This window comes from Streptomyces sp. NPDC001514 (genome assembly GCF_053597075.1).
In genome coordinates this window covers 1-22,071 of sequence record NZ_JBSFHO010000009.1, presented here as the reverse complement: position 1 = coordinate 22,071, position 22,071 = coordinate 1, and the positions used below count along the sequence as shown (strand labels likewise).

The 22,071-nt window shown below is 69.9% G+C and carries 22 protein-coding genes; 9 read left to right on the top strand and 13 right to left on the bottom strand.

The features are described 5' to 3' along the window. Positions 1-144: 144 nt before the first annotated feature. On the bottom strand, positions 145-3,975 hold the full coding sequence (locus ACWCXB_RS12205; protein WP_450721793.1) for an endo-alpha-N-acetylgalactosaminidase family protein: 3,831 nt from the start codon (positions 3,973-3,975) through the stop codon (positions 145-147). A gap of 276 nt (positions 3,976-4,251) precedes the next feature. On the opposite strand from ACWCXB_RS12205, the gene ACWCXB_RS12200 reads away from it, so the two are divergent. Beyond that, positions 4,252-5,469, top strand: a complete 1,218-nt coding sequence (locus tag ACWCXB_RS12200; RefSeq protein ID WP_450721791.1) for a glycoside hydrolase family 64 protein — start codon at positions 4,252-4,254, stop codon at positions 5,467-5,469. Between the two features lie 79 nt (positions 5,470-5,548). On the opposite strand, the gene ACWCXB_RS12195 is transcribed toward ACWCXB_RS12200, so the two are convergent. Continuing rightward, entirely contained in the window at positions 5,549-6,058 is a 510-nt protein-coding gene (locus ACWCXB_RS12195) for a hypothetical protein (RefSeq protein ID WP_450721789.1), read from the bottom strand. Between the two features lie 294 nt (positions 6,059-6,352). On the opposite strand from ACWCXB_RS12195, the gene ACWCXB_RS12190 reads away from it, so the two are divergent. Beyond that, positions 6,353-6,961, top strand: a complete 609-nt coding sequence (locus tag ACWCXB_RS12190) for a YceI family protein (RefSeq protein ID WP_450721787.1) — start codon at positions 6,353-6,355, stop codon at positions 6,959-6,961. A 123-nt stretch (positions 6,962-7,084) separates the two neighbouring features. On the opposite strand, the gene ACWCXB_RS12185 is transcribed toward ACWCXB_RS12190, so the two are convergent. After that, positions 7,085-7,600, bottom strand: coding sequence for an N-acetyltransferase family protein (locus tag ACWCXB_RS12185; RefSeq protein WP_450721785.1), 516 nt, complete (start codon positions 7,598-7,600; stop codon positions 7,085-7,087). A 153-nt stretch (positions 7,601-7,753) separates the two neighbouring features. Continuing rightward, on the bottom strand, positions 7,754-8,179 hold the full coding sequence (locus ACWCXB_RS12180; RefSeq protein WP_450721783.1) for an ATP-binding protein: 426 nt from the start codon (positions 8,177-8,179) through the stop codon (positions 7,754-7,756). Between the two features lie 112 nt (positions 8,180-8,291). On the opposite strand from ACWCXB_RS12180, the gene ACWCXB_RS12175 reads away from it, so the two are divergent. The 3 genes from ACWCXB_RS12175 to ACWCXB_RS12165 are packed head-to-tail and all read left to right on the top strand — an operon-like array spanning position 8,292 to position 9,644. Then, positions 8,292-9,113 (top strand): helix-turn-helix domain-containing protein, encoded by an 822-nt coding sequence (locus ACWCXB_RS12175; RefSeq protein ID WP_450721781.1) that lies wholly within the window; start codon positions 8,292-8,294, stop codon positions 9,111-9,113. After that, positions 9,110-9,289 (top strand): DUF397 domain-containing protein, encoded by a 180-nt coding sequence (locus ACWCXB_RS12170; RefSeq protein ID WP_450721779.1) that lies wholly within the window; start codon positions 9,110-9,112, stop codon positions 9,287-9,289. Before ACWCXB_RS12175 ends, ACWCXB_RS12170 begins: the two co-directional genes overlap by 4 nt. A 7-nt stretch (positions 9,290-9,296) precedes the next feature. After that, positions 9,297-9,644: a VOC family protein gene (locus tag ACWCXB_RS12165; protein ID WP_450721777.1), complete on the top strand. Its 348-nt coding sequence runs from the start codon at positions 9,297-9,299 to the stop codon at positions 9,642-9,644. 28 nt (positions 9,645-9,672) lie between these two features. On the opposite strand, the gene ACWCXB_RS12160 is transcribed toward ACWCXB_RS12165, so the two are convergent. Next, on the bottom strand, positions 9,673-10,017 hold the full coding sequence (locus tag ACWCXB_RS12160) for a MerR family transcriptional regulator (protein WP_450721775.1): 345 nt from the start codon (positions 10,015-10,017) through the stop codon (positions 9,673-9,675). Between the two features lie 109 nt (positions 10,018-10,126). On the opposite strand from ACWCXB_RS12160, the gene ACWCXB_RS12155 reads away from it, so the two are divergent. After that, positions 10,127-11,200, top strand: coding sequence for an alkene reductase (locus tag ACWCXB_RS12155; RefSeq protein WP_450721773.1), 1,074 nt, complete (start codon positions 10,127-10,129; stop codon positions 11,198-11,200). Between the two features lie 321 nt (positions 11,201-11,521). On the opposite strand, the gene ACWCXB_RS12150 is transcribed toward ACWCXB_RS12155, so the two are convergent. Together ACWCXB_RS12150 and ACWCXB_RS12145 are read right to left on the bottom strand one after the other, a co-directional pair. Beyond that, a complete protein-coding gene (locus tag ACWCXB_RS12150; RefSeq protein WP_450721771.1) occupies positions 11,522-11,794 on the bottom strand; it encodes a DUF1876 domain-containing protein in 273 nt (90 codons plus the stop codon). Beyond that, positions 11,794-13,134, bottom strand: a complete 1,341-nt coding sequence (locus ACWCXB_RS12145; RefSeq protein WP_450721769.1) for a hypothetical protein — start codon at positions 13,132-13,134, stop codon at positions 11,794-11,796. The genes ACWCXB_RS12150 and ACWCXB_RS12145 overlap by 1 nt, the downstream gene beginning before the upstream one ends. A gap of 131 nt (positions 13,135-13,265) precedes the next feature. Between ACWCXB_RS12145 and ACWCXB_RS12140 the strand changes: the two genes are divergently transcribed. Next, positions 13,266-13,508 (top strand): hypothetical protein, encoded by a 243-nt coding sequence (locus tag ACWCXB_RS12140; RefSeq protein ID WP_450721767.1) that lies wholly within the window; start codon positions 13,266-13,268, stop codon positions 13,506-13,508. A 77-nt stretch (positions 13,509-13,585) separates the two neighbouring features. Here ACWCXB_RS12140 and cimA read toward each other — a convergent pair whose 3' ends face one another. The 6 genes from cimA to ureA form a co-directional block, all read right to left on the bottom strand. Continuing rightward, the gene (gene cimA / locus ACWCXB_RS12135) at positions 13,586-15,193 is read right to left on the bottom strand and encodes a citramalate synthase (RefSeq protein WP_450721765.1); all 1,608 of its coding nucleotides are present in this window, start codon (positions 15,191-15,193) and stop codon (positions 13,586-13,588) included. A gap of 451 nt (positions 15,194-15,644) precedes the next feature. Beyond that, on the bottom strand, positions 15,645-16,265 hold the full coding sequence (locus ACWCXB_RS12130; protein ID WP_450721763.1) for a TetR/AcrR family transcriptional regulator: 621 nt from the start codon (positions 16,263-16,265) through the stop codon (positions 15,645-15,647). A 25-nt stretch (positions 16,266-16,290) separates the two neighbouring features. Further along, positions 16,291-16,473 (bottom strand): hypothetical protein, encoded by a 183-nt coding sequence (locus tag ACWCXB_RS12125; RefSeq protein WP_450721761.1) that lies wholly within the window; start codon positions 16,471-16,473, stop codon positions 16,291-16,293. A 43-nt stretch (positions 16,474-16,516) separates the two neighbouring features. After that, on the bottom strand, positions 16,517-17,536 hold the full coding sequence (locus ACWCXB_RS12120) for an agmatine deiminase family protein (protein ID WP_450721759.1): 1,020 nt from the start codon (positions 17,534-17,536) through the stop codon (positions 16,517-16,519). 71 nt (positions 17,537-17,607) lie between these two features. Further along, positions 17,608-19,290, bottom strand: coding sequence for an urease subunit alpha (locus ACWCXB_RS12115; protein WP_450722078.1), 1,683 nt, complete (start codon positions 19,288-19,290; stop codon positions 17,608-17,610). A gap of 5 nt (positions 19,291-19,295) precedes the next feature. Next, positions 19,296-20,030: an urease subunit gamma gene (gene ureA / locus ACWCXB_RS12110; protein ID WP_450721757.1), complete on the bottom strand. Its 735-nt coding sequence runs from the start codon at positions 20,028-20,030 to the stop codon at positions 19,296-19,298. A 173-nt stretch (positions 20,031-20,203) separates the two neighbouring features. On the opposite strand from ureA, the gene ACWCXB_RS12105 reads away from it, so the two are divergent. Next, a complete protein-coding gene (locus ACWCXB_RS12105) occupies positions 20,204-21,634 on the top strand; it encodes a cytosine permease (RefSeq protein WP_450721755.1) in 1,431 nt (476 codons plus the stop codon). A gap of 52 nt (positions 21,635-21,686) precedes the next feature. After that, on the top strand, positions 21,687-21,833 hold the full coding sequence (locus ACWCXB_RS12100) for a hypothetical protein (protein WP_450721753.1): 147 nt from the start codon (positions 21,687-21,689) through the stop codon (positions 21,831-21,833). The last annotated feature ends 238 nt before the right edge of the window (positions 21,834-22,071 follow it).

The window sequence follows — 22,071 nt, the reverse complement described above, 5'->3', positions numbered from 1 at the left end:
ATCGGCCCCATGGTCGAGCCACGGAGTCTGGGGTGGCGGGTCCGCTGCTCTCGCCCCAGACCCACTTCACGACGGACTTCGGCACCCCCACGCACGCTCGTCCCCGCACCCTGTTCGAGTGCGGGGACGAGCACTCCCCCGGTCTCAGGGCGCGCAGTGGAAGCGCGCACTCCCCCAGTCGGCGTGATCGTTGCCGTTCCCGTCGCCGCCGTCACCGACGACGAGCTCGACGTACTTCGCGCCGGTGACGTCCGCGCTCAGGCTCCACGCGGCGTCGGCGGCCTTCAGCACGGGCGACGCGACCTTCTCCGTACCGTCGGCGGTCACGCTGAACCGCACGCTGCCGCGCGACGTCTGGACGTCGTCCACGCCCACCTCCGCCGTGAAGGAGGTGCACCTGCCGCCCAGGTAGTAGCGGACCTTGGCCGGGGCGTGGGTGCCGAGGCCCTTGGCGTACGCCACTCCCCCGATCTTCAGCGGGCTTCCGTCACCGGTGCCCGTCTCGCCGTTGGAGCTGTCCCGCTCGACCGGCCCCCAGCCGTTCTCGGCGGCGGTCCAGTCGAGGTCGCTCGCCCAGGCGTCGGCGGTGGGCGGCGGCGGGAGGGTCCGTACGGAGGTGGCGGCCTCGAGGCTCCGCGCCGAGCCGCCGACCTTGTACGTGGCCTTCGAACCCACCTGGTACGTCTGGTACGGGGCGTCGACGGGCGGGGTGACCTGCCAGGTGGCGGTGGCCTTGGCGCCGGCGGCGACGGAGTCGAAGGACACGGTTCCTTCGGGCTCAGCGGTCCAGCCGGCGGGCAGGGTCAGGGCGAGCGAGACTTCGGTGGCGGCCGTCGCCTCGTCGTTGGTGAAGACGGCCTTGACCTCGTTCCCCACCCCCGGCTCCAGCGTCTCGGCCGCCGCGTCCACGCTCAGCGTGCCGCAGGCGGGCGCCTGGGCGGCCGGGCCGAGGTCGGTCACCGTGAACCCGTCGAGGACGAAGTCCGCCCCCTCCGGAGCGTCTGCGCGCTTGCGCAGCCCGGTCCAGGTGTCGCCGCAGCCCGCGGTGACGGTCTCGGTGAAGTGCCGGGTGGTGCGCTGCTGTCCGATGGGCGTACGACGGGTCTCGACGGAGCCGCCGGCCGCCCGGTCGTAAGCGGCGACCCACTCGTAGGCGCCCGCATGGCTCGACTGGTAGTCGTACTCGACCTTGTAGCTGTGCCCGTTCGTCATCGGCACGGTCCAGGGAGCGGTCCGGTAGACGAGCCCGGTGTTCTCGTCGTGGGCCTTGAGGGACTCCGAGCCGCCGAGCACGTCGTCGATGAGCTTTCCGTTCCAGCCGGCCTGGGTGTACGGGGCGTGCAGCTGGCTCACATGGGTGCGCGGGTCCGTCACTCCGCCCGCGTCGCCCTTGAGGAACGGCCCCCAGCCCTGGTCGACGGCCTCGAAGTCCTCGTACACGAGAGCCCCTGGCTTCGTCGCGGGCGCGTTGGCGACGACCCGTACGTCATCGACCCGTACCGCCGCCGGCGATCCCTTCGCGGCATCGATCCGCAGAGTCACCGCGCCGCCGGCCGGGGCGGTGAAGTTCACCTTGGCGCGCTGGAAACGGGTGGAGTGCAGGTCGGAGGCGGCGACCTCGTTCCTGGCGGTGGAGCGCTCGACGGCGACGGACTTCCCCCCGGCGGAGAGCGCCGTATGCCGCGATTTGCCCGGCTCGACCTCGATCCACGCGGACGCGGTGTACTGCTTGCCCGCCTCCAGGCCGGTGATCCGCTGGGAGAGCGAGGCCGCGGCGGGGCCGCTGAGCCGGGCGGAGTTGCGGCCCTGGTCGTCGGTCGTGCGGGCGACGGTGCCGGTCTTCGACCAGTCGCTCAGCCCGGCGTCGTTGAAGCCGGGGTCGTGGACGGGGGTGCCCTCGCCCCACTGCGGGTCCTGCGGCGCGGGCGCCTGGTCCGGGTAGAGGACGTACGGCTGCCCGGCCTCGGCGCTCAAGGTGATACGGCCGCCGACGGGGCGTACGGTGCCGGTCTTCACGCGTCCGTTGTCGGTGAGTTTGTAGACGGTGTACGACGCGTCGCCCGGCGCGGCCCAACTGCTCGTACCGCCCGCCTTGTTGTAGTGGTACAGCTTCTTCCCGCCGTCCCACGGCAGCAGATAGCGGTCTCCGTCGAGGACCTTGCGCCCGTGGTCGTAGAACGTGCGCCGCCCGTCCTCGACGGTGCCGCGCAGACCGCCCGTGAGTGTGATGTCGTTCCCGTCCCAGCGGGTGATCGTCTGCTGCTGGAGGAACTTGGCGGGGAGGTTCCTCTCCCAGATGTTGGCGTAGAAGGCGTTCCAGTCGGTCTCGCCGGTCCAGCCCTCGAAGTCCTCGAGTGCGGTCTGCCCGAGGACGGGGTGGTTGTTCCAGACGTCCTTCTCACCGTTCCGGATGAACCGGATGATCTGCGAGTTCAGTCCCTTGTTGGTGGCGCCGCCGTAGTCGAGGTCATTGGCCCAGTGCGACCACAGGGACGCCCGCTCGAACTTGTCGGCCCACTCGGTGCCGACGTTCCAGCCCTGCGCCTGCACCGCCTGGACGGTCTTGTCGGCGATCCAGCCGTGCGTGTAGTAGACGTCGATGTAGAGGAAGCCGAGATTGCGGTCGGTCTCGTCGCGCAGCTGCTGGAAGCGCCGGGCGAGATCACCGCTGTTGATGTCCCGCCGCTGGTCGATGTAGTAGCTCTGGTTGAGCCAGTTCCAGCCGGGCTTGGTCTTGTCGACGAGGGTCTCGCTGAAGTTCTTGGCCTCCGGGTACGACTCGGTGGCGTTGACGTGCACGCCGAAGGTCGCGCCCCACTTCTTGCCGCTCGCCAGCAGCTTGTTGAGGTCGGCGAGCCCGCCCGCGCGCCTGTTGTAGTTGCCGCCGTAGTCGGGGTGGGCGGAGTCGTGGCCTTCGGAGCCGTACCCCTTGAGGACGGCGAGCTGCCCGAGACCGTCCGTGGCGAGCGAGATCCGCTTGACGTCGTCGAGGGTGCGCAGGAAGGGGTGGGTGGCCTGGCTCGCGAAGTTGAAGGGGATGTGGGTGACGACGCGGTCGGGGGTGTCCTTGCTGCCGGGCGCGGTGACGCCGATGCTCCGGAAGGCCACGGCGCCGTCCTGCCAGTCGGTCTTCCCGTCGCCGTTGGCATCGGGCGTGACGACGACCTTGGCCCAGGGCAGGTCCTTGCCGCTCTCGGGCTGCGGGGCCCCGGCGCCGCGGTAGGTCCACTGCCCGGACCACACCCCGACCCGGACGCTGCCGTCCTCGGCCTTGCGGGCCTGGTGCCAGAAGCGGGCGTCGTCACCGTTCGTGGCGCCTGAGGGCTTGTCGTAGCTGGAGTTCGACTCGACCGCGGCGGCGAGGACGGCCGTGTTGACGATGGCGTACGAGGCTCCGACGGCGGCGGCTTCGGCGGCCGACGCGTCCGTGACCGTGCCGAAGACGTCGGCGGTCCTGGTCGAGTCGGGGTCGAGCTTCGTGAACGCGGTCGCGGCCCCCGTGTCCGTACTCCCGACCGAGACCAGGTCGTGCCCAGGGATGTCGATGGTCCCGACGCGGAAGTCCTCGGTGTCACGGACGGCCGTCACCTTGAAGGTGGTGGCCCGGCCGGACACGGAGAGCGTCGCGTCGATCTCGACGCCGGGGAGGCCGGGGAAGGTGAGCGTGTATGCGGCGCTCGCGTCCCGCACGACGGGGGTGGCCTTCAGCTGCACCGGCTGCGCGGTGCCGTTGATCGTGACCTCGGTGACCGGACGGGTGCTGCCGAGGAGGCGGGCGCCGGTGGCGCGGTCGGTGTACGACAGCACGCGCGGGAAGTCGTCGGCGACGGCGACGGCGAGCTGGCCGGACGTGAGCACTGCGGGCCCGTCTCCGGAGTCCGGGGCGGCGACGGCGGGCCCGGTCGGCGCTATGAGCGCGGCGGCCGTCGCGGCGGCGACCACGCCCGCGGCCCAAGATCTCTTGGTGAACGACATGGGGACTGGGTAGCCGGGGCGCGACGGCACCGTCAACGAAGTCGTACGCGAGGGGCGCGCCCAGTCCAACAACCGTGTTCGGTAAGTCCAAGTCGGGGACGCAGGCGTCGGCTTGTGAACGTCAGAAACTTTTGAGAGCGCTCTCAGTCACAAGTGTTGACGCCTCCCGAACGCGCCACGAGAGTGGTCGGCACCCCCACCTTTCGAACTCCGCCCCCGGGCCCCCCCCACAACCCCATACCCCCCACACCCCCACACCCCCACAGGAGTGCTCTCGTGCTTTCGCGACGACTCTTCCTCACGTCCGCCGCCGCAGCGACCGCGTCGGCGGCCACAGCACTGACCCTCGGCAGCCGCGCTTCGGCCGCGCCACCCACCTGTGAACTCGCCCTGGAGAACCGGTCGTTGCCGGGTACGGTGCACGCGTACGTCACCGGTCACGAGCAGACCACCGGCCGCTGGGCGCTGCTCCGCGCCGACGGCAGGGTGTACCGACCCGAGTCCCCGTCGGCGCCCCAGACCCCGCTCCCCGTCGACTGCGCGATTCCGCTACGTCCCGCCGGCTCAGGGCCCGTCGTCCTGACGCTCCCCCAGATGTACGGCGCCCGCGTCTACTTCGTACGCGACGACAAGCTGGACTTCTTCCTGAACCCCGGCCCCTCGCTGGTCGAGCCGGCTTTCGCGACGCCCGCCGACCCCAACTACGGCCGTACGTGGTCGTTCTGCGAGTTCACCTTCGATCCGCAGCAGCTCTTCGCCAACATCAGCTACGTCGATCTCGTCACGGCCCTGCCCATCGGCATCACGCTCACCGGTGATGCGACACACACGGTCGCCCCGCTGCCGTCGGGCGCGCTGCAGCGCATCGCCGACGACCTGACCGCACAGGCGGGCAGGGACGGGCAGCCGTGGGACAAACTGGTGATCCGCGGCCCGGGCGGCGACGTACTGCGGGTGATCTCGCCGCAGAACCTGATGGCGCCGTACTTCGACCGACCTGCCGAGATGCCGTTCCGGGACGTCTTCGACAGCTACATCGACCAGGTGTGGCAGAAGTACCGCACCACCGACCTGCACATCGACCTTCAGGGCGGGCTCGGCGTGCGCACCGGGAGGGTGAGCGGCGACGTCCTCACCTTCGACGGGGGCCACACGTTCACCAGGCCCACCTCGAAGGACGTCTTCACCTGCAACCACGGACCCTTCGCCAACAACCCCGGCGACCCGGACGACAAGAAGGGCCTGCTGGCCCGTCTCGCCGCCGGCTTCAACCGCAGCCTCATGCTGACGCACCCGGACCAGCCGAACGGCCTCACCGCGGCCGACTACTACCGCGACCCCGTGACCAACCACTTCTCGCGTGTGGTGCACGCGAACACGCCGATCGGTTACGCCTTCCCGTACGACGACGTCCGCCCGGACGGGCAGCCCGACGTCTCGGGCGCGGCGCACGACGGGAATCCGCGGCGCTTCACGGTGACGGTCGGCTCCTGAGCCGAGTCCTGACCGAGCAAGTGAGGGTGCCCCGCCCCAGCAGGCCGGGGCACCCGTTCTCCTGACGCCTCCCTACGACTCAGCAGCCGCCGCAGTTGTAGTACAGAACGTCCCAGTGGTTGCCCTCGTCCGCATAGATGTTCCCGGACCCGGACTTCCACTGCGGGGCGCCGTCACCCCGCAGGCCGATGTACGTGAAGTTGTTCTTGATGTAGTTCCCGACGCACGTGTACTTGCTGTAGTCGAGCTTGTAGCCGTTCCAGTGCGAGTACGTCCCGCTGGCGTGCCCTGTCTCCGTACCGCCGGTGATGTTGAGCGCGCAGCCGCTTGCGCTCTTGAGGGTCTGGGCGCCCTTCGCGGTGGCGAGGTTGAGCTGCTCGAAGGAGGTACAGGTCGGGTTGTTCCTGTCCGAGCAGCCGCCGGACGAGGACCAGGTGATTCCGGACGATCTGAACATCGACGTCGCGGTGGCGTGGCTGATCTTGGTGACGGCGTGCGCGTCGGTGGCGCCGGTGACGACACCGAATCCGGGGGCGAACAGTGCGCCCAGGACGAGCGCAAGCGCAGTGATGAGCGAGCGGAGCTTCATGTCGGGGGTTCCCTCCTGCTGACCGTGCTGACCGTGCTGACTGATGACGGTGCTGGTGCTGGTGCCCGTACTTCCGATGGGACGGGTGTGCAGGTGGAGCAAGGAGATGGTGCCCGAGGTCTACGCGCGTCCGCCAGAGGGCCGCAGTGTCATTCGGGTGAATCCGGGAAGATCCGAGCCGAAGATGTTGAATGTTTAACGGAATAGGTCTACGGTAGTGCTCGTTGAAGATTCAACGAGTGGCCGGGAAGGTCACTCCACCCGACCGGCCGTAAACACCCCCAAGGAGTAGTCATGGGCCTGTTCAACCGCAAGAACCAGACCGCCGTCGCCGCCGCCCCGGCCAAGGTGGACCCGGCGCTCGCCGCCCTGACCGGCGAATACACCATCGACCCGGCCCACAGCAGCATCGGCTTCACGGTCCGCCACGCCATGGTCACCAACGTCCGCGGCTCCTTCAGCGACCACGAGGGGACGCTGCGTCTCGACGGCTCCGACCCGGGTGCCTCCACCGCCGTCATCGACATCAAGATCGCCAGCATCGACACCGGCATCGCCGACCGCGACGGCCACCTGCGCAGCGGCGACTTCTTCGACGCCGAGACGTTCCCGGTCATGTCCTTCCGCTCCACGCAGGCCGAGCAGCTCGGCGGTGACAAGTACCGCATCACCGGCGACCTCACCATCAAGGACGTCACCCGCCCGCTCTCCATCGACCTGGAGTTCAACGGCACGGCGACCGACGTCTACGGCAACGAGCGCATCGGCTTCGAGGGCAGCGCGGAGATCCTGCGCTCCAACTGGGGCCTGACGTGGAACGCGGCGCTGGAGACCGGCGGTGTGATGGTCAGCGACAAGGTGAAGCTCAACTTCGACATCTCGGCGATCAAGGCTGCCGCCTGATCACCGGGTCCCCTCCGCTCCCCACAAGGGAGCACCACCCTCTGAGCGCGCCCGCCACTCCACCACCCCCACAGGAGCGGCGGGCGCTCGGGCGTTCGTGTCCGCAGGCGTTCGGGCAACTGGCTACAGCGGTATCCGGATGTCCAGAACGGGTCCCGCGGCTCGGGCGGGCGGCGCATCCAGGCTCTCCAGAACGTGGAGCATCGGCGCATTCTCCGCGGCGACCGCAGCGGTCAGGGTGTGGTGCCCGTCCCGGCGCGCCACATCGGCCGCATGCGCGGCGAGTGCGGTGCCCAGCCCCTTGAACTGCCATGCGTCCTCGATCAGTACGGCGAGTTCGCCCACCCCCTGCTGATCGGTACGCATGACGTTGGTCATGGCGATGATGTGATCCGTGCACTGTGCCGTGGTGGTGACCAAGGTGGTGCCGCGCTGCGGATCCGACAGCACGCGCCATCCGGCCGGAGACAGCTCGGGCTTGCCCGCGTGATAGCGCAGGGCCCGGCTCCCCGGCGAGCAACGGCGGTGCAGCGCCTGGATCGGTCCGAGGTCGGCGGGGGTCACCTCCCGGGTCCGGGTGGTGGTGCCATCGGTCAGCGTGATGGGGTACGCGGCGTCTCGAGCGCCGGCGTCGGGCATGCGGTGGCCTCCTCACATGGTGAACGTGGGTCGGTTGTGCCGCGGAGCCCGTCCGGGCGCCCGTCCCCCTGGCACACGAGAAGTCTTTTGCCCGCTGCCGGGTCGACTCAAGAACGGTTCACGCCATATCGATTACGCTTCGGGCCCGTTGCATCACTGAACGGAGCGAAGAGCGTCGGTGAACTCGCACCACACGATCTTTCCGGGGCTCCGTTCACCGACTCCCCACTTGTCCGCGAGCGCCTCGACGAGCAGCAGCCCGCGCCCCGACTCCGCATCGGCGTCCGGCACCGGAGCCGACGCCGACACCCGGACCTCGCCGTCGCCACTGTCGTGCACCTCCACGCGCAGCATCCCGTCGAGGCCCATATGGAGCCTGAACCCACGCCCGGGCGGAACGCCGTGCACGAGTGCGTTCGTCGCCAGCTCGCTCACGCAGAGCAGTACGTCGTCGGTGCGCCCGATGACACCCCAGTCGGCGAGCGCCTGCGCGGCGAACTCCCGGGCAGCGGGGACGGATCGGCGTTCGCGCCGGTAGAAGGCGGCACGGTGGAAGGGGGGTTGGGTTTCGTCGTTCATGCGCCCACTGTCACAGTGCGTCACTATCGTGGATCAGTGCGTCAGGTCGTACAGCTGATTTGTACGGCTCGTGACGGGTCGTCGGCGGCTTGTGACGGGGAAAGGCAGCCTCATGCACCCAGCGAAGCGCAACAAGAAGGTCACCTCCTGGCATGTGATCGGCGCCCAACTCGCGGGCTTCCGCAAGGAGGCCCGCATGACACAGGCCGCGCTGGCAGCCCGGTTCTGTGTGGGCGAGGACACGATCGCGTCGATCGAGCAGGGCCGCAGACCGCTGAAGCTGGATCTGGCGGTCGCGCTGGACGATCTGCTCGGTACGAAGCGGGCATTGCAGATCGCCGTGGAGAAGGTGCCGGAGAGGGAGCGGTTTCCGGCGTTCGCGCAGGACTTCGTGGAGCACGAGCAGGAGGCGGTGACGCTGCTCTCGTACCAGACCCAGGCGGTGCCCGGCCTGCTTCAGACCGAGGAGTACGCGCGTGCGGTCTTCTCCTGCCTCTACCCACCGCTGGATGAAGACCAGTTGGAGGAGTGGGTCCAGGCCCGACTGGACCGTCAGCGGGTCTTCGCGCGGAAGCCCCGCCCAATGGCGAACTTCCTCCTGGAGGAGTCCATCCTGTACCGACCCATTGGGGGCCGAGATGTCCTCCGCGTACAGAATCAGCACCTCCGCCGCTGCGCCGAACTCCCCTTCCTTGGCCTGCAGATCATGCCGACGTGCCAGGAGGTGCACGCCGGCCTCAACGGCCCCCTTGTGCTCCTGGAGACGCCCGATCACGACCATCTGGCATACATCGAGGGACAGCGGGTCAGCTTCCTCGTCGACGACCCAGATGAGGTCAGTGTGTTCCAACAGAAATATGGGATGCTGCGTTCGCAGGCGCTCTCGCCCGCAGAGAGCATCCGCCTACTGGACACCCTGCTAGGAGAGACATGACCCGCGCAGCAGACCTCAACTGGTTCAAGTCCAGCTACAGCGGCGACGAAGGCGGCGACTGCGTCGAGGTGGCCGCCCACCCCACCGCCGTCCACATCCGCGACTCCAAGAACCCGGACGGTCCCGTCCTCACCGTCTCCCCCGCCACCTGGGCGGCCTTCCTCTCCGAGCGCTGAGGCCATCATGTCCGTGCGTCGCGTCGTGCCCGACATCACCTCGCAAGCCATGGACCAGAGCCGGGAGTTCTACGGCGCCCTCGGCTTCGAGGAGGTCATGAACCACGGCTGGGTCATGACCCTCGCCTCTCCCGAGAACCCCACCGCCCAGATCACGTTCTTCACCGGCGACAAGACCGCGCCCGTCGTCCCGGACATGAGCATCGAGGTGGACGACGTCGACGCCGCCTACGCGGCCATGACCGCACGCGGCGCCGAGATCGTGCATCCGCTGCAGGACGAGGAATGGGGCGTACGGCGGTTCTTCGTACGGGATCCGAACGGCCGAGTGGTGAACGTCCTCGGGCACATCTGACGGCGTCCCGTTCTGCAGGCGCCCCAGGCTAAGAGTCGCTCGTGGCCGAGGCGATGAGCTCGTCGAGCTTGTCACGGGCGCTCACCAGATTGCCGATCTGTTCATCGATGCGGTCCCGCTCGGCCGACAGCCGCTCCAGTAGGGCGGGGTGCACCTCACCGGTCTCGATGCACGGCATCAGTCCCAGAATCGTCCTGCTCGACAGCCCTGCGGCGTACAGCTGCTGAATCAGCAGGACGCGTTCGACCGCGCTGTCCGGATAGTGCCTCTGCCCGCTGGGGCTGCGTACCGAGGACAGCAGCTTCTGCTCCTCGTAGTACCGCAGTGCCCGCACGCTCACACCCGCTCTGGTGGCGAGCTCGCCGATGCGCACAGTGCCTCCTGGTGACCCGGACCACACGACTTGCCTCTGACGTCAACGTCAGGTTTTAGCGTAGCCCGCGAACAGCCACCACATCCCCTCCAGAGCGAAGGAACGGACTGTGACCAGCTTGTTTTCCAGCTACCAGCTCGGACACCTCCGGCTGCCGAACCGCGTCGTCATGGCCCCGATGACCCGCGCGCGGGCGACCACGGACGGAATACCCGGCGACACGGCAGCGATCTACTACGCCCAGCGCGCCACCGCCGGGCTGATCGTCAGTGAAGGGGTACAGCCGAGCCTGCAGGGTCAGTCGAACCCCAACACCCCTGGCCTGCACAGTGATGAGCAGGTCGCCGCGTGGCGGCCGGTGACCGCCGCGGTGCATGCCAACGGCGGGAGGATCTTCGCCCAGCTCATGCACGCCGGGCGGGTCGGGCATCCGGAGACCGTCGGCCACCACCCCGTCGCACCGTCCGCGATCGCCCTGAAGGCCGAGCTCTTCACGGGTGCCAAGGGTCTGCTGCCCGCGCCTGTTCCCCGTGCCCTGTCGACCGACGATGTCAAGGGCGAGGTGGAGGTCTTCGCCGAGGCGGCGCGGCGCGCTATCGACGCCGGGTTCGACGGCATCGAGCTGCACGGGGCGAACGGTTACCTGATCCAGCAGTTCCTGTCCTCCAGCGCCAACCACCGCACCGACGCCTACGGCGGTTCCGTCACCGGCCGCATCCGTTTCGCCGTCGAGGTGGCCGAGGCGGTCGCGGACGCCATCGGCGCCGAACGCGTGGGCATCCGGCTCTCCCCCGGCGGTCAGGTCTGGGACATGGTCGAGGACGACGTCCCGCAGTTGTACGGGGCCCTGCTCGACGCGCTCGCTCCGCTCGGTCTCGCGTACGTCCACGTGCTGGCCACCGCGGAGGACGACATACTCATCGCGCTGCGCAAGGCATGGCCGCAGGCGTTCATCGTCAACCCGGGCGGGCAGATCGGCCCGCAGGAGACCGACCGGGCCCTCGGCGAGCACTGGCTCGCCCAGGGCGCGGACCTGGTCAGCTACGGCCGCGCGTACATCGCCAACCCCGACCTGGTCGAGCGGCTCCGCAGCGGAGTACCGCTGCGCGACACCCCCGACCGGGAGACGTGGTACCAGGGCGGCAACGCCGGCTACATCGACTACGCGAGCCACCAGCACTGAACGCGGAGCCGACCTGACGAGCCAGGTCCGCAGCGCCGCCGGCGCTGAGCCGAATCAGCTGAGCCGAATCAGCTGAACCGAATCAGCTGAACCGAATCAAGGGCCCTTACGTCGTGCAGGGCAGAGCCCGCCTGCCCAGGCGGGCCTGCCGTGCACCGGGCGGCCTCAGGCCGCGTGATCACTCGAAGGGCGAGATATGTCGGCCACTCATGTGGTCCTGACCTCGTTCGGCTCCGTGTCGTTCTTCGGATGTGCCGCCGTGATCGCCGTGACGCACTGATACGCCTCACTCGTGGCACGGAGCTCGGAGGCGGCCCGGGTCTACGCCTCCCGCAGCCTCCCTGCCCGCTCCCCCGTCCGTGTCTCGATCTCCTCCGCCACCTCGTGCAGCAGCTCATGGCTCACGCCGCTCAGGGCCCGCGCAACCGCCAGCTCGTCGCCGATGTGGGGAACGTCCGGGTCGGAGCGGTTGCGGTGGGCCGTGCCCTCGCCGACGAACAGTTCCGAGTTCTGACCGCGAAGACGGGCCTCGGCCTGGGTCGTCCGGTCGCTCTCGGTGATGACGATCTCGACGTTCCACTTCTTGGTACGCATCAGAATCCTCCACCCGCATCGAAGCCACCGCCACCGCCGAAGTCGCCGCCGCCGAAGCCGCCGCCGAAGTCGGAGGCGTTGAAGTCCCCGCCGGAGAAGTCGCCGCCGCTGAAGTCGCCGAAGTCACCGCCGCCGTACTCGGCCGCGTACGCCGGGGTCGAGAGGGCGCTGCCGAGCAGGGTGCCCACCAGCAGGCCCGGCAGGATGCCGCCGCCGAAGTAGCCGCCGGCCCAGGGGCCGTAGGCGGGGCCGGCCTCCCAGTAGGGGCGGGGACCGGAGTCGGTTGCGACCTGGCGGGCCAGCGGGTCCTTGCCCTCCGCAAGGCGGGCCGCGTCGGTGGCGCAGACCGGGACTTCGCGGGAGGTGCCGCCGAGCGGGGTCCACGTCTTGTCTGTGGTCGAGGGGCCATGGGCCGGGTCGAAGAAGCAAGGGGCGCGGCGCTCCGGCAGCGGGGTGCCCTCGCGGCGGGCGGCGAGGACCGCGAGCGAGAAGCGGCCCTCCTCCAGGACCTCGGTGACCGGGCGTACGTCGTGCGGATGCTGGGCCGCGGCCATGGCCGACTTGGCGTTTTCGTACGAGTCGAGGGCGCGTTCGTAGTCGGCGCGCATCGCGTCGTCGGCGCCGGGCTCGGAGGGGTGGAAGTCGAGCCGGTCGAGCTCCTCGCCGTACGCGGTGATGTCCTCGTCCACGACGACGCGGAGCTTGTCGAGCGCGGCCCGCTCCTCCTCGGCGCGCTTGCGGCGGTTGCGGCGGACGACGGCGTACGCACCCGCGCCGCCCGCGACGAGGACGGTCCCGAGCGCGATCAGCGTGCCGGTGGAGCCGCCGCCGGTGTCGGAGCCGGAGCTCCAGGTGGCCGGGGCGGTGCCGTTCACGGTCGGGAGCGCCTGGTCGACGAAGTTGTTGAGCTGGGTGGCGGCGTCGACACCGGGGGTCGTCACTCCGGCCACGACGTTCTGCACGGCGTTGGCCGGCATCACGGCGCGGTCCGCGCCCGCGTCGAAGCGGTCACCGAGGCGGATTCCGTACAGTCCGGTGATCCCGGTCGCGGTGCGCAGATCCCGTAGGACGCTGTCCGCGGGGAAGGCCGCGCTTGCGGGGAGTACGGCGATGAACACGGGCTTGTCCGCGTCCTCGATCTTCTGCGCGAGGGCCTTTTCGTCCGCCTCGGAGAGCTGGGACCGGGCGCCCGGGTCGACGTAGACGGGGCCTTGTTTCAGGGCCTCGGCCGCGTCGGGGATGCCCGTGGCCCGGGCGCTCACGCCAGGAGCCAGGGCCAACAGCAAGAAGAGCGCCAGCCCGGCGAGGGCCGACAACCACGTGAACGGCCTAGTCCTCATATCACGAAGCTACCCGAGGGGGACAAATAAGGACATAGTTCCTGGTGGGGGCTCGTCGTCACTCTCCGCGACTCGCCACTCCGCCCAACGAATCCGGCTGGCGCTCCCCGGCCAAGAGGTCCACAGGAGACGTGGGCTTCCCTCTCTTCGAGCCTCCGGAGGACTGGGACGCCAAGCCCGTCGGCGAGCAGAGCCTCCAGCCGGAGCTGACGTACACGCTCGTCTTCGGCAAGGGCGAGTTCAACTACGAATACACGGGGACCGTCGAATTCCGCGCCTCGGACATCGGGGGACTCCGGCCCGGCCATGTGTGGGCGGACGGCCGGGCCATGTCCCGCGACGCCTTCGAGGAGCTCGCCGAGGACTCCTGCTGAGCAGCGCGACCCGAGCAGCGCGACCTGAGCAGGCTCAGCCTGAGCAGGCGCGCCGCGCGGGGTACGGCCGCCGCGGGCTACTCCGCCGGCTCGACCCCCGCCCGTACCAGCCCGTACGTGTACGCGTCCTCCAGCGCCTGCCACGACGCCGCGATCACGTTGTCCGCGACGCCGACCGTCGACCAATCGCCGCTGCCGTCGCTCGTCGTGATCAGGACGCGGGTCGTGGACTCGGTGCCGTGGCGGCCTTCGAGGATGCGGACCTTGTAGTCGACCAGCTCGAGCTTGGCCAGCTGGGGGTAGATCCGCTCCAGGCCCACCCGCATCGCCCGGTCCAGGGCGTTGACGGGACCGTTGCCCTCGGCGGTCGCGACGATGCGCTCGCCCTTGGCCCACAGCTTGACCGTGGCCTCGTTGGCGTGGGTGCCGTCCGGGCGGTCCTCGACGATCGCGCGCCACGACTCCGTACGGAAGTACGTGCGCGGCCGGCCCTCCGCCTCCTCCCGGAGCAGCAGCTCGAAGGAGGCGTCGGCGGCCTCGTACGTGTAGCCCTTGAGCTCGCGCTCCTTGACGCGCTCGACGACGCGGCCGACGAGCTCGCGGTCGCCCCCGAGGTCGATGCCGAGCTCTTTGCCCTTGAGCTCGATCGAGGCGCGGCCCGCCATGTCGGAGACGAGCATCCGCATGGTGTTGCCGACCTGCTCGGGGTCGATGTGCTGGTACAGGTCCGGGTCGACCTTGATGGCGGAGGCGTGCAGACCCGCCTTGTGGGCGAAGGCGGAAACACCCACATAGGGCTGGTGCGTGGAGGGCGTCAGGTTGACGACCTCGGCGATGGCGTGCGAGATGCGGGTCATCTCCTGGAGCGCGCCCTCGGGCAGCACCTTCTTGCCGTACTTCAGCTCCAGCGCGGCGACGACCGGGAAGAGGTTGGCGTTGCCGACGCGCTCGCCGTAGCCGTTGGCGGTGCACTGGACGTGGGTGGCGCCCGCGTCGACGGCGGCGAGGGTGTTGGCGACGGCGCAGCCGGTGTCGTCCTGGGCGTGGATGCCGAGGCGCGCACCGGTGTCGGCCAGGACGGTGGAGACGACGGCCTGGACCTGGGCGGGAAGCATTCCGCCGTTGGTGTCGCAGAGGATGACGACGTCGGCGCCGGCCTCGGAGGCCGCGCGGACGACGGCCTTCGCGTACTCCGGGTTGGCCTTGTAGCCGTCGAAGAAGTGCTCGCAGTCGACGAAGACCCGGCGGCCGTGCTCCCGAAGAAACGAGACGGTGTCGCGGACCATCGCCACGTTCTCGTCCAGCGTGGTGCGCAGGGCGAGCTCGACATGGCGGTCATGGGACTTCGCGACCAGCGTGATGACGGGCGCCCCGGAGTCGAGCAGCGCCTTGACCTGCGGGTCCTCGGCGGCCGAGCCGCCGGCACGGCGGGTGGCGCCGAAGGCGACGAGCTGGGCGTGCCGGAACCGGATCTCGTCGCGGGCGCGGGCGAAGAACTCGGTGTCCCTGGGGTTGGCGCCGGGCCAGCCGCCCTCGATGAAGCCCACGCCGAACTCGTCCAGGTGCCGGGCGATCGTCAGCTTGTCCGCGACGGTCAGGTTGATTCCCTCGCGCTGGGCGCCGTCGCGCAGGGTGGTGTCGAAGACATGGAAGCTGTCGTCGGGCCTGGCGTCAGTCGTGGTCATGGCGTGGTGACTCCTGTCGGAAGAGTGGCTCCGGAACTTCTGGCTCCACTTGCCCCCATCTTCGCGCGTCCCGTTTCCGGCCGGGGTGGGGCCGCAAAACGAAAAAACCCCTCGCGGGTGCGAGAGGTCTGCGCGCGGGTCTGAGGCACGGTGCCACTGCTGCGGGGGGTGCTACCGCGTTCAGTGGTCACTGCGGACCGGCGCGCTGCTGCCGATAATCATGGCGAATGCGAGCACGATGGCAGTCTGCCATATACGTGTGCCCGCATGGACACAGGTCTCACGATGCGGGCACCCCTTGCGGCCAGGAGTGCACGCGGTGCGGCCAGGCAAGCCAGGCCGTGCCGCTCGTGCGGTCCCGGAACGCCGTCGGACTGCGGGCGGACTGCCGACGGGCTGCCGGTGGAATGCCGTCGGGCTGCCGATGGAATGCCGTCCAGCTGCCGGGGGCTCACGCGCCCGGAAGCAGCGCCTCCGCGATGAACTCGTGCACATGAGCCAGGACTTGTTCGCGGCTCGTGCCAGGTATGCCGACCGCGACATGGACGCTGAAGCCGTCGAGCAGGGCCCGCAGGCGGGCGGCGAAGCGGTCCGGGTCGACGGCGCGGAACTCGCCGCGCGAGATGCCTTCGGCGAGCAGCGCGACGAGGTCCCGGTGCCAGGCGCCCTCGATCGCGGCCTGGCGGGCACGGGCGTCGTCGTCGGCGTTCTGCGAGCGGTTCCAGACCTCCAGCCACAGCGTCCAGTGCGGGTCGCGCGGGCCGTCGGGGACGTACAGATCGACGTACGCCTCGAGCCGCCCGCGCGCGGGGCCCAGCTTGGACAGCAGCGCACTGCGCTCGTGCCCGAGGCGGCCCTCGCTCCACTCCAGGGTCTGCAGCAGCAGCTCGTCCTTGGTGCGGAAGTAGTAGAGCAGGTGGCCGCTGCTCATCCCGACCTCCCGCCCGAGCCCGGCCATGGTGAGCCCGTCGAGCCCGCGCTCGGCGATCGTCGCCATGGCCGCAGCAAGCAGCTCCTCGCGGGGCGGGGCTGTGTTGCGGCGGCGGGGTGTGGGGGTGGCCGCGGGGGTCATAGGGCGGCCTCCGGGAGCAGTTGTTTCACTCGTACGTTGTACCCGATGCGGCTACGCCGTCGTCGGTGACCGTCCAACCGTCTTCGGTCATACGGTCGAGCGGCGCGCGATCGGGGTTCTCGCGCTCCAGATACCAGGCGTCGTCCGGTACGGAGTAGAGGATCCGGAGCGCGTAGGCGCCGCCTCCGTCGTGCTCGATCATGGGCACGGCCGCAGGCTGTCACGCCTGCGGCCACCTCCTCGAACGGGTTTCAGACCTTCGGCTGCTGCTGCGTGATGCAGTGGATGCCGCCGCCGCCCGCGAAGATCGTGCGCGCGTCCACCAGCGTCACCGTCCGGTCCGGGAAGAGGCGCCGGAAGATGCCGGCCGCTGTCTCGTCGTTCGGGTCGTTGAACGCGCACAGCACCACTCCGCCGTTGCAGATGTAGTGGTTGATGTACGAGTAGTCGACCCAGTCGCCCTCCTCGTCCTTGAGGGCCGTCGGGGCCGGGACCTCGACGACCTCCAGGGCACGGCCGCGCGCGTCCGTCTGCCCGCGGAGGATGTCGACGTACGTCCGGGAGCGCTCGTAGTCCGGGTGGGCCGGGTTCTGCTGGCTGTGGACGACGACGACGCCCGGCCCGGCGAAGGCCGCGACGATGTCGACGTGACCCTGGGTGCCGTACATGCCGTAGTCGCCGGTGAGGCCGTGCGGCAGCCAGATCGCCTTCGTGGTGCCGAGCTTGGCGTGGATCTCGGCCTCGACCTGCTCGCGGGTCCACTCGGGGTTGCGGCCCGCGCCGAGCTGGACGGTGTCGGTCAGCAGGACCGTGCCCTCGCCGTCGACGTGGATGGCGCCGCCCTCGTTGACCAGGCCGGAGGAGTGGACGGGGACTTCCACGAGGTCCGCGACATCGCGGGCGATCTTGGAGTCGTGCTCCCAGCGGGCCCAGTCCTGGGCGCCCCAGCCGTTGAAGACCCAGTCCACGGCGGCGAGACCGCCCTGGCCGTCGGTGACGAAGGTCGGCCCGATGTCGCGCATCCAGGCGTCGTCGAGCTCGCGCTCCACGATGTCGATGTCCGCGCCGAGCAGCTCGCGGGCGCCCTCGACCTGGCCCGGTCCGACGACCATGGTGACCGGCTCGAAGCGGCGTACGGCGCGGGCGACACCGGCCCAGGCGGCGCGGGCCCCGGCGAGCTCCTCGTCGTTGGTGAAGGTCGGATTGGGGCCGGGCCAGGCCATCCAGGTGCGCTCGTGAGGGGCCCACTCGGGCGGCATACGGAACGTCATGACTAGTCCTCGATCGTCGGAGCTCGGAGAAGAGCTTGAAGAAGGGCTCGGAGAAGGGCTCGGAGAAGGGCTCAGAGGAAGTAGAGGCGGTTCAGGGACATGGACTCGACCGGGTCCGAGCGGAGCGGATCGCCGTCGAGGGTGACCAGTCCGCTGTGCGCGTCGACGGCCACGTCGCCGACCCGCGAGTTGAGGAGCAGGTCCTTGGGGCCGATGCCGCGGGTGCCGCGTACTCCCACGCGGCGGCGCCGCGTGGGCATCCTGTCGTCGCCGAGCGCGGCCGCCGCCTGGGACACGAACGCCACGGAGATGTCCGCCGGGGTCGCGCCGTGCGCGCCGATCTGCGGGCCGAGGATCAGCGGCTCGCAGGTGTCGGTGGCGGCGTTCGGGTCGCCGGTGACGCCGTACGCGGGGAAGCCGGCCTTCAGGACGAGCTGCGGCTTCGCGCCGAAGAACTGGGGCTTCCACAGCACGATGTCGGCGAGCTTGCCGTTCTCGATGGAGCCGATCTCGTGGGCAAGGCCGTGGGCGATCGCGGGGTTGATGGTCAGCTTGGCCATGTAGCGCAGCACGCGCGCGTTGTCGTCGTGCGCGCCGTCGCCCTCCATGGGGCCGAGCTCGGCCTTCATCTTCCCGGCCATGGCGAAGGTGCGGCGCACGGTCTCACCGGCGCGGCCCATGCCCTGGGCGTCGGAGGAAGTGATGCCGATCGCGCCGAGATCGTGCAGGACGTCCTCGGCGCCCATCGTCCCGGCGCGGATGCGGTCGCGGGCCATGGCGGCGTCGCCGGGCAGGTCGGTCTTGAGGTCGTGTACGGAGACGATCATCCCGTAGTGCTCGGCGACCGCGTCCCGGCCGAAGGGCAGGGTCGGGTTGGTGGAGGAGCCGATGACGTTCGGCACCCCCGCCATCCTGAGGACGTTCGGTACGTGTCCACCGCCACAGCCCTCGATGTGGAAGGCGTGGATCGTCCGGCCGTCGAGGACCTTGAGGGTGTCCTCGACCGAGAGGCATTCGTTGAGGCCGTCGCTGTGCAGGGCGACCTGGACGTCGTACTCCTCGGCGACCCGCAGGGCGGTGTCGAGCGCGCGGGTGTGCGCGCCCATGTCCTCGTGGACCTTGAAGCCGGAGGCACCGCCCTCGGCGAGCGCCTCGACGAGCGGGGCGTCGCCGGACGACGAACCGCGGGCGAGGAAGCCGATGTTGACGGGCCAGGCGTCGAAGGCGTTGAAGGCGTGCTTCAGCGCCCATGGCGAGTTGACGCCAACCCCCCAGACAGGCCCGAACTCCTGGCCGATGATCGTCGTGACGCCCGATGCGAGGGAGGCTTCCATGATGCGGGGGGACAGCAGGTGGACGTGTGTGTCCACGGCACCGGCGGTGGCGATGAGGCCCTCGCCGGAGACGATGGACGTGCCGGTGCCGACGACGACGTCCACGCCGTCGAGGGTGTCCGGGTTCCCCGCCCGTCCGATGCCGGCGATGCGGCCCTCGCGAATACCGATGGACACCTTGCGGATGCCCTGAACGGCGTCGATGACGAGGACGTTGCTGATGACGACGTCGCAGGTCTCGCGCACGGCGGAGGCCTTGAGGTGGAGTCCGTCGCGGGCGGTCTTGCCGAAGCCCGCGAGGAACTCGTCGCCCGGCTTCTGGGAGTCGGACTCGACGCGGACGACAAGGCCGGAGTCGCCGAGGACGACGCGGTCCCCGGCACGCGGGCCATGGACGCTCGCGTACTCGTGCGGGTCGATGCCGGTCACTGGTCCTCCTCCGTAACAGTCCGTGCCGGGTCGGCCGGGGTGGCCGGGTCGGCCGGTACGCCGAGGTAGCCGCAGGCGGTGGCCCTGCGCAGGGCCTCCGCCCTGGCGCCGGGGGCGTCCAGCGGGCCGTCGACGAGACCCGCGAAGCCGATGGCGATGCGGTCGCCCCCGATCGGTACGAGACCGACCTCGGCCTCGCCACCCGGGTCGAAGCGGACGGACGAGCCGGCGGGGACGCACAGCCGCATGCCGTAGGCAGCTGCCCGGTCGAAGTCGAGACGCGGATTGGCCTCGAAGAAGTGGAAGTGGGAGGTGACGCTGACCGGCACCGTCGCGGTGTTGCGCACGATCAGCCGCACCACGGGCTCCGGCTCGGGGTCCGCGGGGCCGGGCAGGACGGCGCCGGGTGCCTCGTCGCCGAGGCCGCCGCCCCCGATGGGGTCGGAGACGACCGCGAGCCGGGATCCGTCGTCGAAGACGGCCTCGACATGGACCTCGGTGACGACATCGGCGACGCCCGGCAGGACGTCGTCGGGGCCGAGGACGGAGCGGGCCGCTTCGATGGCCTCGGCGAGCCTGCGCCCGTCGCGGGCCGCCTCGCAGACGGTGTCGGCGATCAGCGCGGTCGCCTCGGGGACATTGAGCTTGAGCCCGCGGGCACGCCGCGCCCGGGCCAGTTCGGCGGCGCCGAACAGCAGCAGCCGGTCGCGCTCGGTCGGGGTCAGTCGCACGTCACCACGCCTCCCTGTGGGTGGACCCGCACCGGAATCTCCAAGTCCGATTCCAGATGTTCGAACGACACTCTAACCCTCATTTTCCTATGTCGAAAGCATTGACGACGGCATGGAGCTGGGTTCACATAGAGCAACACTCAAATTGTTGCCGGCGTACCAGGGAGAGCCCGATGCCGATAGAACAGCGCGGAGTCGACACCATCCCCGAAGCGGAACGGACCAGTGGTCCCCGCGACCTCTTGGCCATCCTTCTCGGCTCCAACCTCTGCCTCGGGGTCATCGTCTTCGGCTGGCTGCCGGTCTCCTTCGGCCTCGGCCTGTGGGGCGCGGTCTCCTCGGTCGTCGCCGGCACGATCGTGGGCGTCGTCGTGACGGCACCGCTCGCGCTCGTGTCACTGCGCACGGCGACCAACCTCTCCACGTCGAGCGGGGCGTTCTTCGGCGTCCGCGGACGGCTCATCGGCTCGATCGTCGGCCTCCTGCTGTCGCTCGGATACACCGCGCTGACCCTGTGGATCGGCGGCGACGTGATGGTCGGCACACTGGCCCGCATGGTCGGCCTGGCAACGGGCGGCGCGACCCATGCACTGGTCTACGCCCTGCTGGCCGCGCTCACCGTGATCGGCGCGGTCTTCGGCTACCGGCTGCTGCTGCGGATGAGCAAGGTCCTGGCCCTCGGCATGGTCGTGCTGCTCGCCATCGGCCTGGTGGCGTACGCACCGGACCTCACCACCGCCGCGCCGCCGGACACCCCGTATCTGCTGGGCTCCTTCTGGCCGACCTGGGCGCTCTCCGCCGTGGCCGCCGGGCTCAGCGGCCCGATCGCCTTCATCACCCTGCTCGGCGACTACACCCGCTACATCTCCCCGCAGCGGCACGCCCCGCGCAGTGTGCTCAGGGCGACCTGTCTGGGACTGTTCGCCGGTCTGCTGATCCCCCAGCTGTTCGGCACCTTCACCGCGCTCGCCGCCCGCGCCTCGCTCGACTACGCGGGCCCGCTGGTCGACGCGTCGCCCCGCTGGTACCTGATACCCCTGCTGCTCGTCGCCGCGGCCGGCTCGGTCGGCAACGCCGGGCTGATGCTCTACTCCATGGGCCTGGACCTCGACGCGATCGTCCCCAGGGCCAGCCGCACCCAGGCGACCGTGATCGTCGCCGTCATCGCGACCGGCTTCGTCTTCCTCGGCCACTTCGCCTGGGACGCACAGTCCGCGATGACCTCGTTCGTGCTGCTGCTCACCGCGATCGGCACTCCGTGGGCCGTGATCACCCTGATCGGACATGTCCGCTGTCGCGGTGCGTACGACGCCGACGCACTGCAGGTCTACAACCGGCGCACCCGGGGCGGCATCTACTGGTTCCGGGCCGGCTGGGAGCCGCGGGCGACGGTGGCCTGGGCACTCGGCGCGGTGGTGGGCCTCCTCTCCGTCTCGACCCCGTCCTACGAGGGCCCGCTGCTCGCCCTGACCGGCGGCGTGGACTGCAGCTTCGTCCTGTCGGGCGTGGTCGGCGCTGTGGTGTACGCGGGACTGACCCTTGGGGCACGAGCCGCGGCACCCAGCGCCGAACCGGCGGGTAACATCATGGCTGCCGTGGAATGATCATGGCTGCCGTGGACCGACGGCACTCGGGGGAGCACAACGGGGAGGAATCATGGAAGAGGCGGCGTTCGTAGTGGGCAAGGTCGCCAAGGGGCTCGCGAGCCTGATGTTCGCCTTCGGTGACATCCTGAGCACCTTCGTGCCGGACGGCTCGTCCAAGGCCGCCGAGCGCAAGCGCCGACGCGGGCGCGAGCGCTGACACGTACGGGCTGTACGGGCTGACACGTACGGGCTGACACGTACGGAGCGACGGCGAAGGCCCCCACGCGCGGTATGCGTGGGGGCCTTCGCCGTATGCGGACTCAGGGACAGGCCCAGGGGCAGTCGCGGCCCGGCCGGGCTCTAGGTGTATTGATCACGAGCGTTGTTAACAGTGCTGGGTCTTGATCATGGCGAAGACCTCCGGTGTGGTGGAGGTGTCTAGGCTCCACACCACG